Origin of the sequence: Lachnoclostridium sp. An138 (assembly GCF_002160765.1) — a bacterium.
In the GTDB taxonomy this organism is placed as follows: domain Bacteria; phylum Bacillota; class Clostridia; order Lachnospirales; family Lachnospiraceae; genus Laedolimicola; species Laedolimicola faecalis.
Genome location: NZ_NFLF01000010.1, coordinates 43,572 through 56,508, shown reverse-complemented (window position 1 = coordinate 56,508; position 12,937 = coordinate 43,572). Strand labels below are relative to the sequence as shown.

At 46.9% G+C, this 12,937-nt stretch carries 17 protein-coding genes and 1 pseudogene; 14 read left to right on the top strand and 4 right to left on the bottom strand.

What is annotated here, in order from left to right:
* The 4 genes from B5E82_RS09855 to B5E82_RS09840 are packed head-to-tail and all read left to right on the top strand — an operon-like array spanning position 1 to position 3,693.
* On the top strand, positions 1 to 372 hold the full coding sequence (locus B5E82_RS09855) for a hypothetical protein (RefSeq protein WP_087307378.1): 372 nt from the start codon (positions 1 to 3) through the stop codon (positions 370 to 372).
* Positions 373 to 375: 3 nt separating this feature from the next.
* Complete coding sequence (locus B5E82_RS09850; protein WP_087307377.1) at positions 376 to 2,637, top strand: hypothetical protein; 2,262 nt, start codon at positions 376 to 378, stop codon at positions 2,635 to 2,637.
* Positions 2,600 to 2,998, top strand: coding sequence for a hypothetical protein (locus B5E82_RS09845; protein ID WP_087307376.1), 399 nt, complete (start codon positions 2,600 to 2,602; stop codon positions 2,996 to 2,998). The genes B5E82_RS09850 and B5E82_RS09845 overlap by 38 nt, the downstream gene beginning before the upstream one ends.
* Positions 2,998 to 3,693, top strand: coding sequence for a phage baseplate protein (locus tag B5E82_RS09840; protein WP_087307375.1), 696 nt, complete (start codon positions 2,998 to 3,000; stop codon positions 3,691 to 3,693). The genes B5E82_RS09845 and B5E82_RS09840 overlap by 1 nt, the downstream gene beginning before the upstream one ends.
* Here B5E82_RS09840 and B5E82_RS09835 read toward each other — a convergent pair.
* Complete coding sequence (locus tag B5E82_RS09835; protein ID WP_442911304.1) at positions 3,690 to 4,127, bottom strand: phage baseplate protein; 438 nt, start codon at positions 4,125 to 4,127, stop codon at positions 3,690 to 3,692. The two genes, B5E82_RS09840 and B5E82_RS09835, sit on opposite strands and share 4 nt — an antisense overlap.
* Before the next feature lie 41 nt (positions 4,128 to 4,168).
* Positions 4,169 to 5,167, bottom strand: a complete 999-nt coding sequence (locus B5E82_RS09830; protein WP_162610753.1) for a tyrosine-type recombinase/integrase — start codon at positions 5,165 to 5,167, stop codon at positions 4,169 to 4,171.
* 25 nt (positions 5,168 to 5,192) lie between these two features.
* Here B5E82_RS09830 and B5E82_RS09825 point away from each other — a divergent pair, with 25 nt between their 5' ends.
* On the top strand, positions 5,193 to 5,627 hold the full coding sequence (locus B5E82_RS09825) for a phage baseplate protein (RefSeq protein WP_442911307.1): 435 nt from the start codon (positions 5,193 to 5,195) through the stop codon (positions 5,625 to 5,627).
* Here the strand turns inward: B5E82_RS09825 and B5E82_RS18970 are convergent.
* Positions 5,624 to 5,974 carry a phage baseplate protein gene (locus B5E82_RS18970; protein WP_442911306.1) on the bottom strand — a complete coding sequence of 117 codons (351 nt, stop codon included), beginning with the start codon at positions 5,972 to 5,974 and terminating at the stop codon, positions 5,624 to 5,626. The genes B5E82_RS09825 and B5E82_RS18970 overlap by 4 nt on opposite strands.
* Positions 5,975 to 6,092: 118 nt before the next feature.
* Between B5E82_RS18970 and B5E82_RS09820 the strand changes: the two genes are divergently transcribed.
* The 8 genes and pseudogenes from B5E82_RS09820 to B5E82_RS09785 all read left to right on the top strand — a co-directional run.
* Positions 6,093 to 6,830 (top strand): DUF4376 domain-containing protein, encoded by a 738-nt coding sequence (locus tag B5E82_RS09820; protein WP_087307371.1) that lies wholly within the window; start codon positions 6,093 to 6,095, stop codon positions 6,828 to 6,830.
* On the top strand, positions 6,814 to 7,248 hold the full coding sequence (locus B5E82_RS09815) for a putative ABC transporter permease (RefSeq protein WP_087307370.1): 435 nt from the start codon (positions 6,814 to 6,816) through the stop codon (positions 7,246 to 7,248). Before B5E82_RS09820 ends, B5E82_RS09815 begins: the two co-directional genes overlap by 17 nt.
* A gap of 7 nt (positions 7,249 to 7,255) precedes the next feature.
* Positions 7,256 to 7,501, top strand: coding sequence for a hypothetical protein (locus tag B5E82_RS09810; RefSeq protein ID WP_087307369.1), 246 nt, complete (start codon positions 7,256 to 7,258; stop codon positions 7,499 to 7,501).
* Positions 7,498 to 7,713: a holin gene (locus B5E82_RS09805; protein ID WP_087307368.1), complete on the top strand. Its 216-nt coding sequence runs from the start codon at positions 7,498 to 7,500 to the stop codon at positions 7,711 to 7,713. Before B5E82_RS09810 ends, B5E82_RS09805 begins: the two co-directional genes overlap by 4 nt.
* 59 nt (positions 7,714 to 7,772) lie before the next feature.
* A complete protein-coding gene (locus tag B5E82_RS09800) occupies positions 7,773 to 8,267 on the top strand; it encodes a DUF2829 domain-containing protein (protein WP_087307367.1) in 495 nt (164 codons plus the stop codon).
* A 21-nt stretch (positions 8,268 to 8,288) separates the two neighbouring features.
* A complete protein-coding gene (locus B5E82_RS09795) occupies positions 8,289 to 9,002 on the top strand; it encodes an N-acetylmuramoyl-L-alanine amidase (RefSeq protein ID WP_087307366.1) in 714 nt (237 codons plus the stop codon).
* 121 nt (positions 9,003 to 9,123) lie between these two features.
* The gene (locus B5E82_RS09790) at positions 9,124 to 9,975 is read left to right on the top strand and encodes a hypothetical protein (protein ID WP_087307365.1); all 852 of its coding nucleotides are present in this window, start codon (positions 9,124 to 9,126) and stop codon (positions 9,973 to 9,975) included.
* 6 nt (positions 9,976 to 9,981) lie between these two features.
* Positions 9,982 to 10,425 (top strand): annotated as a pseudogene (locus B5E82_RS09785) (manganese catalase family protein); the annotation flags it as partial.
* Between the two features lie 34 nt (positions 10,426 to 10,459).
* On the opposite strand, the gene B5E82_RS09780 reads toward B5E82_RS09785, so the two are convergent.
* Entirely contained in the window at positions 10,460 to 11,299 is an 840-nt protein-coding gene (locus B5E82_RS09780; protein ID WP_087307363.1) for a LysR family transcriptional regulator, read from the bottom strand.
* Positions 11,300 to 11,568: 269 nt separating this feature from the next.
* Between B5E82_RS09780 and B5E82_RS09775 the strand changes: the two genes are divergently transcribed.
* Positions 11,569 to 12,837: a diaminopimelate decarboxylase gene (locus B5E82_RS09775; protein ID WP_087307362.1), complete on the top strand. Its 1,269-nt coding sequence runs from the start codon at positions 11,569 to 11,571 to the stop codon at positions 12,835 to 12,837.
* Positions 12,838 to 12,937 lie beyond the last annotated feature (100 nt).

Sequence of the window (12,937 nt, the reverse complement as noted above, 5' to 3'; positions counted from 1 at the left end):
ATGGCTATTTATATCAACGGGCATAAATACCCGAATTATGACCGCGGCCCCGGGCTTACCATAGCCACGAACGTGAACAAGGGCAAAAATGCTCTTGGAGAGTTTGTGGGACAGCGGGTAGGACGGGATCAGGATAAAATAGACGGACTCCAGTGGTCGTATCTGGATGCGGCTACCTGGAGCAGTATTCTGAAGGAATTTGAAGAGTTTGTAGTGACGGTCACGTTTCCGGATATGAAGAATAACTGCTGGAAAACGGAGAGAATGTATCCGGGGAACCGGACAGCGAAAGTCTGGGAAGAGAATGCCGAGGGGCTTCCGACTATGTACAAGGACTGCAAGGTGAATCTGGTGGATTGCGGGGAGGTATGACGCATGCAGGCGGCAAGCAGTGCATATAAGGAGCTGATGCGGAGAAAGTGGAGAAATCCACTTTCGCATCTGCGGATTACAATCGGGATGATAAATCAGCCGGCGCAGGCATCCGCGTTTATTCCGGAGCCGGATGAGTATACATATTATTCTGATCTTGTAAAACCTATGGATAACTATCAGGTGAAGGAATTGTATGCGGCCTGCGATCAGGACTATACAACGGTGGATGGCAGTATGTATTTTCTTCCCAGAGGACAGGAAAGTGTTGTGCTGAATCAGGGAATAGTGACTGAAAATATTCTTGGAACTGTTGAAATACACTTTCCGCTGGAATATGACATTAAGGGGCTGACTGTTGAGTTTGGAAAGGCTTATCCGGTGGATTTCACCATCGTGTCTGACAATCATACAGTTACAGTGACAGGCAATTCAGACGGGCATTATGTGACAGAGGATATCTTTGAAGCGGCCACGTTTTTGAAGTTCATTCCAACCACAATGGTGAATGGCCAGAGCCGCCTGCGGATTAATCAGATTACAATGGGAATCGGTGTGTATTTTGACAGCAAGAAAATCCTGTCAGCTACGAAAAAGGAGAGTATCAGCCCTATTTCTGAGGAACTGCCATCTATTGATTTCGATGCGACGGTGGATAACCAGGACAGAGCCTATGACATCGAAAATGAAGAAAGCTCAGTGAACTTTCTGGAAATCGGGCAAAGTATAGAAGCTGTTTATGGCCAGGCCTTAGATAATGGCAGTATCGAATGGATTCCAGGAGTGACGCTGTTCCTGAAAAAATGGTCTGCGGATGACGATGAGATGAGTTTTTCTGCTTCGGACAGATTTGACAGCATGGATGGAACGTATTACAGGGGAAATTACCATAAAGACGGGATAAGCCTGTATGACTGCGCGGATGATGTTCTTCAGGATGCTGGAGTGGACAGCCGGGATTATTGGCTCGATCCGTATCTGAAGGAAGTTATGATAGTGAATCCGATTCCAGTGGTAGCCCATAAAGAAGCATTGCAGCTTATTGCAAATGCAGGCCGCTGTGTTTTATATCAGGATCGAACAGGAAAAATCTATTTGAAATCCAGCTTTCTTCCGGATATGACAGCCTCATCTGATAATGAAGCATACTTTTCGCATGCGGCAGCGGTACTTGAAAAGGAAGCAAAGGATGCCTATGCGTTGACAGGCCGCGACTATACAGTATCTGATGGCAGTGTGTATTTCCTGCCAAAGGAACAGGAAGGGGCGGCATATCTTAATACGGGGTATGTTTCAGAAGTGGTAGCGGATGAAGAAGGGGATTTTTCGGAGAATCCGACAATCACTATTTCTCTGGAAGCTGCCTATAAATGCTTCGGCCTGACACTGGTTTTCGGCGGAAACTGGCCGGAGGAAGCGCTCCTTCATGCCTATAACGGTGACAATTCTGTTGAAGACTATGCTGTTTCTGCGTTGGACCAGCAGACATTGATAAACCATGAGTTTCCGGAGTTTGACTGCCTGGTTATAGAATTTACGAAAGGGTGTCCCAATAACCGTGTGGTATTGGACAGAATCATTTTTGGAGACAGCACAGATTACCACCTGGAATATGGGACAGAATTACTTAAATCTCCGGAAGGAACCCAGCTGGCGAAGGTACGGGAGCTTCAGGTTGTGAGGACAATTTATGGACCCAGCAGCGAAGGCACTATGGAGTTGGTTCGGGAAACGGTAACGGTATCAGCATCCGGAGAAAGATACACTTTTTATTTTGGAAATGCATCCTATGGCTTGTCGGCGTCGCTGGCAGAGCCGGCCGCGGGACAGAGCGTGACAATTGTGGAGAGCAGCGCGTATTTTGCTGCATTGGAGTTTTCCGGTGTGGCCGGAGCGGTAGAAGTGGTAATATCCGGTAAAGAATATGCTGTCAGCACAGCGAAGGTCAGACGGCAGCTGAATACGACAGGAAGTCTGGAAGTATGGGAGAACCCGCTGGTTTCCGATGCAGCGCATGCTGCAGATTTGGCTGAATGGATTGGAGACTATATGCTGGCAGACCGGGAATATAATCTGAGCTATCGGGGAGAACCGCGGCTGGACGCCAATGATTTGGCATTCCTGGAAAACAAATATGTACCAGATATGCTGATTCGTGTGACTGAGCATACGTTGAAATATAACGGAGGCTTAAGCGGAACGATAAAAGCAAGGAGGGATGTGAGTTATGTGGCAGAAGCCAAAAACAGACTGGCAGGCCAGTGACTTCTTTAACATAGAGGATTATAACCGTATAAAAGGCAATTTGAATGAGATCCGGACGCAGGCGCTTGCCGTGTGGCCGGATTTCGATTTTTCTGCCATGGGAGCAGATAAGACCTACCAGGATTACAGTTTCTACGCAGATGAGATCAATTTGTTTGAAGAGAATATTGAGAATTTGTGCGAAGGTATTTTCCCATTTGTAGTGGGAGAGAAGAAGACGTTTGCAGATAATACGCCTTTTATCGACTGGCAGGAGCTGAATCGAATAGAAAGCGCCTGTCTGCTTATTTATGAGAATGTTATGGGAGCTGTAAAAGGACGAAAAACACTGGCATTTATACTGAATGGAGGGATTTTCTGATGAGCTTGAAGACAGATTACAAGGATGCGATGTTCCAAGGAAACAGAAAGTATCAGATGATACAGAATGAGGATGGAACAGTCAGTTTCGAAGACGTAACGGAATATACCCAGGAAGGAGATTCCTTTGGGGCGAAGGATATCAATGACACTAATACGGAGGTGGAAAAAAAGTTTGATTCCTCCGATGTGGTAGATCCCATGGTGACTACGCAGGCCGGCTTTGCCGCCGATGCGAAGGCGACAGGCGATGCGCTGAAATCACAAAATTCTAAGATATGGCCCGTGGGCAGCATTTATTTATCTGTTAACGCCACAAATCCTGGAACGCTCTTTGGTGGAACCTGGGAGCAGATTCAAGGCAGATTCCTTTTAACTGCAGGCAGTGGATATTCCGCGGGCGCCACTGGCGGTGCTGCATCGGTCACAAGTGGGGGAAGCAGTGCAGCCAATACAGGAGGCACTGCAATTACCGTAAATCAAATGCCGTCGCATAATCATGGCGCTATTGTCAGAGATGAAGGCTCAGGAAATTATTTTCAAATCGATGGGTCACGTCAGCGTAATGGTTCGATTTATGCCTATACCACATATACAGGCGGCGGACAGGCCCATAATCATACAATGGCGCATACGCATCAAGTTAATACTATGCCTCCTTATTTGGTTGTGTACGCATGGAAACGGACTGCTTAAGCGGTGCGGCGCCACATGTATACGACATAATAAGGCGGCATGTTATTGTGAGCTGCTCCGCCACCTGTGCTTTTAGTGTTTACAATACCTGTCCCGCTTGCAGCAACAAATCCGCCCCATGCACCCGAGCTGCCACTGTACGCTCCCATATAATCAATTCCATGAGCATGAGCGGGCATCTCTGATACAGTCAGTTTATGTGTAGCTTCACCACCAGTAGAACCGGCACTGTATCCACCGCCAGCAGCTAATAAAAATCTTCCCGTTATCTGAGTCCAGGAACCGCCAAAAAGCGTTCCAGGATTGGTAGAACTGGTGGACATATAAATGCTTCCCACGGGGTATATTTTCGACCATATACTATCAATCTTAGAATTTTGTGATTGTGATGGGATGAAGACAGGAGAACAGAACGAATAATGATGGCATAACAAGAGCTCCCGGAGAGTGCCGGGAGTGATTCATTTTCAAAAGCTTATGCAGAAAGATATTTTTTGTGCGATGCTCGGACGTTATCAGAGGAAACGGTGCAGTATATCATAGTAGTATTGATATCTTCATGGCCGGCAATAATTTGGGCCTCCTGAACAGGCATCCCTCTGTTGATGGCATTTGTTATAGTTGTGTGCCGGTAGCGATGGGGGTATATGTCTGAGACACCGGCGCGCTGTCCCAGACGCTTGAGGAGTTGCCAGACTCCGTGCTCTGTGAGCCGTTGGTGAGGCGATTTTCCAGACACGAAAAGAGCTGGATTATTATCTACGCGAGAAAGCAGATAAGTTTTTAAATGATGACAGGAGGAACCGTTAAGATATACGGTCCTTTCTTTAGCACCTTTTCCAAAAACAATACAATCCATAGATGAAAAGTTGATGTCCTGACGATTCAAGCGGACGAGCTCTCCGACGCGCATTCCCGTGGAGTACAGGGTCTCAATGAGAGCCAGGTCACGTTCTTTTTCACAAGCACAGCGTAGGACTTCACGTTCTTCATCGGATAAGGGCTGTTTGATACGCTTTTCATACTTGATACGGTCCAGGGCGGCAGCAGGATTGTAGACGATATGCTTTTTCTTTTGCATCCAGCTAAAGAAACCATTGAAAATGACACGTTTTCCATCCAGATACCTGTTTCCAACATGGCGCTGATTCTTGTAAATGGCCAGATAGGTGAACAGATCGTCAGTGGTGATGTCCTGAACAGGTTTCTGGATTGCATGAAGCATCAGGCTCAGCTGCAGGCGGTAATGCTCCAGAGTTTTCTCAGAGCGTCCTGCCATGCGCAGGGCAGCAAGATACATATACAGGTAGTCCATATAGGTTTTTTCGGGCATGACGGTCAAATCTGTGCATTTTTTGCTAATTTGGTAGTCTGCCAGCTGGTAGTAAAGCTGTAGTCGGAGTTCTGTGATATCCTCGTCCGGAAGTTTTCCAGAGAGAAATTGCAGAATACTATTGATGAGTTGCTCTTTCATACATGGGCCTCCTTCGTAGTTATGTATCAAAAGTATATCAGATAGAGTAAGACGGTCACAAAATTCTAAGATTGATAGCATCTGGTCGAAAATTTATCCTGTGGGAAGCATTTATATGTCTGCAAACTCTACAAATCCCGGAACGCTTTTCGGCGGCTCCTGGACTCAGATAACAGGAAGATTTCTTCTTGCGGCCGGGGGAGGATATTCTGCAGGAGCGACAGGTGGTGAAGCTACACATAAACTGACGTTAGCAGAAATAGCATCGCATTCACATTCTTATGTTGATTCGTATCCCACCGAAGCACAGGGCGGCGGAGCTTATGGATACGCCGGAAACAATACGTTGATTGTAACAGAATCCGCAAGATCCAGGACAACCAATGCGGCAGGAAGCTCAGCAGCTCACAATAATATGCCTCCATATCTCGTGGTCTATGTATGGAGAAGAACTACTTAAGCAGTACGATGCCACATGTATACGACATAGTAAGGTGGCATGTTATTATGAGCTGCTCCGCCACCTGAGCTGCCCGTCGTTTGTGAAGTTGTTCCACCAGCCAGAACCCCAGCTCCACCACCTGTACCACCTACCTGTGTAAAATTGTACATCCACCAACTATGTGCGTGATTTGGCATTTCATTCTGTGTCAGCACATGTGTAGCCTCTCCTCCTGTAGAGCCCGCACTGTATCCGCTACCAGCAGCAAGCAAAAATCTGCCCGTAATTTGAGACCAGGAGCCACCAAATAATGTACTCGGATTAGTAGGACTGGTGGATATATAAATACTTCCCACAGGGTATATTTTCGACCAGATGCTATCAATCTTAGAATTTTGTGATTAAAAAAGCTGTTTTTAAATGCCTTCTGGAGAGAAGACCTTTAAAAATGGCTTTTTGCCATTGGAAAGGAGAAGAAAGAAAATGAATGTGAGGTTTCAGGGGAGTGACACCACTTGCCAAATGAAGGTTACTGTTCCGGCAGAAGGACTGGTGCAGTTGCATTTCCCGATTCCAGACGGTGTAGAGGTGACAACGGGCTTCGAAGTTCTGACCGAAAAAGGTACTGTGTATGGAGATTATACTGGATATACGACTATCTACCGGGAAATGGAGGACGGAAGCATTATCCTATCAAATGATGGAAGCGTATATGTTCCGCCGGCGCCACCTGAAGCGGCCGATCCAGAGCCGGAACCGGAGCCGCCTGCGTTAGAAGAGGTAAGGGCGCAGAAGCTTCAGGAAGTAGGTGAAGCCTGCAGGCAGATTATTCATGCCGGTGTAGATGTAGTTCTTCCGGATAACACCGTTGAGCATTTCAGCCTGAAAGAAGAGGACCAGATCAATCTGTTTGGCAAGCAGGCGCAGCTGATATCCGGCGCAGAAAGGCTGGAATATCATCAGGACGGCCATCCCTGCAGATATTATACTGCGGAGGAAATGCAGGCTATTATTACGGCGGCAATGCAGCACGTTTCTTATCACACTACATACTGCAATAGCCTGAATATGTGGATTGCAGGAGCAACTACAACGGAAGAGCTGAATACAATATTCTATGGGGCTGATATTCCAGAAGAATACCAGAGTCAGGTTCTGAAGGATTATCTGAATGCAATTATGGGAAATGTCGGGGAGGTAGAGGATGAGGCAGTATCTTAAAGAATTGTTTTTGGCCGTTACTGGTGGTCTGCTGTACATTATTCTGGAGCTGGTCTGGCGGGGGCACAGCCACTGGACCATGTTCGTTCTGGGCGGCCTATGCTTCGCACTCATCGGGATTATCAATGAATTGATACCCTGGTGTATGCCGTTATGGAAGCAGGCACTCATCGGCACCGTTATCATCACAGGACTGGAATTTCTGACAGGCTGCATCGTCAATCTGTGGCTGGGGTGGAATGTCTGGGATTACAGCGACATGCCGTTGAATCTGCTGGGACAGATTTGCGTTCCGTACATATTATTATGGGTACCAGTATCTTTAATTGCGATTATATTAGATGATTGGCTGCGGTACTGGATGTTTGATGAAGATAGGCCCCGTTACTGCCTGTGGCGGCATTCAGAGGAGGGGTAGGAGCAGAGTGGTTGAATCAATTATCGTCGCACTGCTGTCTCTATGCGGAACGCTGGGAGGCAGCTTTTTTGCGCAGCGGAAGAGCTCCGCCCTTATCGCGTACCGGCTGCAGGAGCTTGAGAAAAAGGTACAGGCACATAACAATCTGGTAGAGCGGACCTATCATCTGGAAGAACGGATGGAGGTTCATGAAGAAAAAATCAAAGTAGCAAACCACAGAATAGAAGATTTGGAAAGGAAGGATGAAAAATGAGTGGAAAGACGAAGAAGTGGCTGAAGGCAGCAGGAGTTCGTGCAGTGAAGACCATGGCGCAGACGGCGGTGGCCACGATTGGAACCACAGCGGTTATGAGTCAGGTAGACTGGCCTGTAGTGTTGTCTGCATCGGTACTGTCTGGCGTTTTGTCGGTGCTGACCAGTGTGGCCGGCTTGCCGGAGGTCAAGGAAGAAACAGAAACTGAGTAGCTGGGGCGGTTTTCCGCCCCTTTTGCGCCGGCGCAAGAACCGGAGAAAGGAAGGAAAGTATGAAATTTGCACAGGCATTGAAAATGATGAAGCAGGGAATCCCGATGAAGCTCCCGTCATGGGGCGGGTATTGGTGCTGGGATAGTGATGCGGAGACCATCATTATGTACACGAAAGAGAACCAGAGGCTGGATATCCGGGAGACACAGCGCGTAGAGTATACGCTTCTGAACGTACAGTCTGATGAATGGATTCCGGCGGATGGAGAAAACTGCCCGAGCCTTGGAGGAACAGCACAGTTCGGGTTTTCTGAAGCTATTAAGTATCTGAAGCGCGGCATGAGGGTAGCGCGTCAGGGATGGAATGGTAAGCATCAGTATATCGAGATGGCATCTAATATCAGCTATGCACTTCCGGATGGTGTCATTCAGAATCCGAACCATGATGCTATTGGTAACAGGGCCATTGCTTTTGTGGGGACCTCTGGAGTGCAGCTGGGCTGGCTCGCTTCCCAGGCCGACATGCTGGCGGATGATTGGGTATTTGTAGAATAATGTAAGGAGGATAAAGGGAATATGATTATCAATGTACATGCCGGACACAATCCAGCAGGGAAAGTGGCCTGTGGGGCCGTAGGAATCATCAATGAGAGTACGGAAAACAGAAGAGTCAAAGATGAGGTGATCAGCCAGCTCCGGGAACTGGGGCATACGGTTTATGATTGCACCTGTGATAATGGTACCGGTCAGACGGATATTCTGAAAAAAATTGTGGAAAAATGCAATGCGCACAAAGCGGATTTGGACGTATCCATTCATTTCAATTCGGGTGCGAAAGACCCAAGCGGAAATGATAGATCTACGGGTGTGGAGGCATTTGTGTATTCTGCGGCCAGCGAGGCGAAAGAGTATGCGGAGAAGATCTGTCAGGCCATTGCCTCTATTGGATTCCGTGACCGTGGAGTGAAGGTCAGCACGACATTATATGTTCTTCGACATACTGTCGCACCAGCTGTTTTGGTTGAGTGCTGTTTCGTGGACGACAAGGATGATGTTGAGTTATACAATTATCGGGATATGGCCGCCGCCATCGTCCACGGAATTACAGGACAGAGTGTGCAAGAGCCGGATGAAACAGAATCCGCTGTACCGGGGGAGGAGACTCCGTCTGGGGATAAAGCTGCGTTGTCTCGTGTCCAAGTCGGCGCCTACAGTATCCGAGCCAACGCAGAGGCCATGCGAGATAAGCTACTGGCAGACGGGTATGACGCCATCATCGTGCAGGCATAACACAAGAGTGGCCCTCGGAGAATTCCGAGGGCTATTTTATTATACTTTCTGTAGAAGTAAATTGAACCTTGATTTTTAAAATAGTATAATTAATTCATAGTTTACAAAGGAGAATTGATGTATGGTCTTATATAAGGGAATCAGATATTCTGCGGGAATAAAAGATACATTGAAAATTTGGAAAGTACAGTTAATTTTAGCGATGAAAAGAGTTAAAAGACGGATGCTGATAACTATACCCGGTAATATATCATTGTATTTGTTACTAACAGGATGCTGGTTGCTTTTTAGTATAGTAGTCTATAAACTGGGACTGTTATATTATACTGCAGGAAACAGACATACTTTTGTTGATGTGATATGGGAATTGAAAAGCTCCTATTTCACATCAGTTTTGTTGGCTTTATTTATAAATTTCTATAATAATATTTCGGAATATAAGAAAAAAATAAAGAAACAGCATTGGATCTATATAGATACAATGGAAAGCTTTGAAAAAATATTTTTACCATATGTTGAGGATGAATTGCCAAGATATATGCCTTTTTATACAGAAAAATGTCTTGATGATACGTTAGAATACATAAAACTTCAAAATTGCACTATAAAGCCAGACAGGATATTACAGAATGCCATAGAGGATATAAAGGGGCATATAGATAATGTGCTCGATGAAATTAGAGAGGATGCTTTGGTAGGCATAAATAAAGAAATGCTTCTATTTGCACTAAGCGATGTAAAACGAAAATTAAGAAATTTAAATGATACAGAAATTTGTTTTGAAGATTTTCGAAGGGTAACTCGTTATATGTTTGGAATTATTGAAGAAATAAGGACTCCTTGGCGCACAGATATTAAAGAGGATACAGAGATATTAAAGATATTAGAAAGATATCCCCAAAACGCGATTGATTCCAATTTTTATTTTAGTATGTTATTACATGGCCATCAATTTGAAAGAGAAAACATATAACACCCCGGCTCTTATGAGCTGGGCCATTTTGAAATGATTGCAACCATCGTCCACCAGCTTACCCGCAGTATGACCATGGAAGAGCTGAAGGCCAGCGGCTTCGATGATTATTACGTGGATCACACGCTGGCTCTCTGGCCCCAGGCGGCCTCGGGTACGCCGTTTACAGCCGCTATGTTTCAGTCCGTGGGAGACCCCATTGCGGATTTGAATGAAGATATGGCTGCAGAGCAGAAAGCCCGGCTCACCTACGATAACATCTTGCGGCTCTGCGCAGATTCTCCTGATGTGGCGGACGCGATACGCTTCCTGCGGGCCAGGGAGATCGTGCATTTTCAGCGGTTCGGCGAAGCGCTCCGGATTGTTCAGGATAAGCTGAATTCCAACAATTTCTATGCCTTCAACCCGGCATTTGATACAAACGGCGGAGCCTGCGGCTGCAGCAAATAATACCCTGAGACAGCAAAGCAGTCAGACGGGAGCCCTACAGCAGAATTGCGGGCTCCCGTCCTTCTGGGAAACATTCGTAGCAGTTGATGCGGGGAGCCTCAAAATCAAGGAGGTCTATGGATGCCAGGGAACCATTTTCCAGATAAGGCTGTACCAGACCGTCCGGAAGAAAGCTGCAGCCAATGCCTTTCAGAAGATAGTCAATCAGTTTGGTGCTGTTGTCGATCTCAAAAGAGAACTGGTACAGGGGCGGGAAAAGTTCACGGATAAACTGTCCCACCTCCTGAAGCGCAAAATTGCAGAACAGGTAGTTGAGGGACGGAAGCTCTTCCTTGCGGACCGCAGGACGCTGGCGGACGCTTTCGGGCAGGGCTACGAGGAGCAGACGGTCTGTTCGGAAAAGATGGCAGTGGTATCCGGTTTTTTGAAGGGGCTCATAAGTGAAGACCAGATCAAAAAGCCCATCCTGCAGGGACTGAAGAAGATTGACAGAATGACTGATGACAAGGTTGATGGCATAACCGTTTTCCTTCTGCAGCATATTCTGGAGAACCGGAGCCAGATAGCATTCGTAAATGGTGCTGGTGGTGCCGACGCGCAGGGGCGTCCGGGAAAAAGCAGGCGAATTCAGTTCCTTTATGGACAGTTCTTCCAGGTCCAGGATACGCCTTGCGTAATCGAGAAAGACGACCCCTTCCCGGGTCAGGGAAATATTTTTCTTGCTTCGTACAAATAAAGGTTTTCCGACCTCCTTTTCCAGCTCCGCGATGCGGTTGGTTACCGTAGACTGGGCGATGTACATGAGACGGGCCGTCTGTGTGAAGTTTTTCACATTAGCAAGAGTCAGAAAAGTTTTCAGTGTCTGAGTATCCATATTGTGCCGGTACCTCCTGTTTCCATCTGAGAGAATTGAAAAAGCAGCCTATCCGCAGTGGTTTTCCTTTCTGAGCGGCCTGCCGCCTGTTTTTGTCTTATAATCATAAATATCGATTATTTTAATCAAAATTATTCGTTATACAAATAATAAAAAATATGGTTATAATAGTCAAGGAAAAAATTTGACGAAGACTGCGGCCTGTCTGCCCGGACTGCGGGCCACAACCTGGTCAGGCCGTAAATGTAATATACAAGGAGCGAAATAGGATGAAGAAAAAACCGTTTGTGACGCTGGAACAGCTGCAGGAGATTACGAAGACTTATCCGACGCCCTTTTATCTTTATGATGAAAAGGGAATCCGGGAAAACGCAAAGGCCCTGAAGGAAGCTTTTGCCTGGAATCCGGGTTATAAGGAGTATTTTGCGGTAAAGGCTACGCCGAATCCGTTTCTGATCAATATTTTAAGAGAGTACGGCTGCGGCTGCGACTGCTCTTCCATGACAGAGCTGATGCTTTCAGAGGCTCTTGGCATAAAGGGAGAGGATATCATGTTTTCTTCCAATGATACGCCGGCGGAGGAATTTGCCTATGCGGCGAAAATCGGAGCGATTATCAATCTGGATGATTATACGCATATCGATTTCCTGGAGAAAACCATCGGCTATATTCCGGAGACCATCAGCTGCCGTTTCAATCCAGGCGGGGTATTTCAGATCAGCAATGATATTATGGACAATCCCGGCGACGCCAAATACGGTATGACCACAGAACAGCTTTTCGACGCTTACCGGGTTCTGCAGCAGAAAGGCGCGAAGCATTTCGGTCTTCACGCGTTTCTGGCCAGCAATACCGTGACCAATGAATATTATCCGATGCTGGCGAAGGTGCTCTTTGAGCTGGCAGTCAGGCTGAAGAAGGAGACGGGAGCTGACATCCGCTTTATCAATCTTTCCGGCGGAATCGGAATTCCCTATCGCCCGGATCAGGAGCCCAATGACATCCGCGCCATCGGCGAGGGCGTGCGGAAGGTCTATGAGGAAGTGCTTGTTCCGGCCGGCATGGGAGATGTGGCGATCTATACGGAGCTGGGCCGATTTATGCTGGGACCTTATGGCTGTCTGGTGACAAAGGCAATCCATGAAAAGCATACCTATAAGGAGTATGTTGGCGTGGATGCCTGCGCGGTGAATCTGATGCGTCCGGCTATGTATGGGGCATACCATCACATTACGGTCATGGGAAAAGAAGACGCGCCCTGTGACCATACTTATGATGTGACAGGCTCCCTGTGCGAAAATAACGATAAATTTGCCATTGACCGGCAGCTTCCGAAGATTGATAAGGGTGATTTGCTGGTGATTCATGATACGGGAGCTCACGGATATGCCATGGGCTACAATTATAACGGTAAGCTGAAGTCCGCAGAGCTTCTTTTAAAAGAGGACGGAAGCGTGCAGCTTATCCGCCGGGCAGAGACGCCGAAGGATTATTTTGCGACCTTTGACTGCTTCGATATCATCAAAGGGCTTGTGTAAATTCTTTGTACATACTCCTGCTCATCCTTGACTTACGACTTTTCGCAATGCTATAATGGGCGGGTAATGAAGAAAGAAGAAATAGAAAATAGCTCAAAAA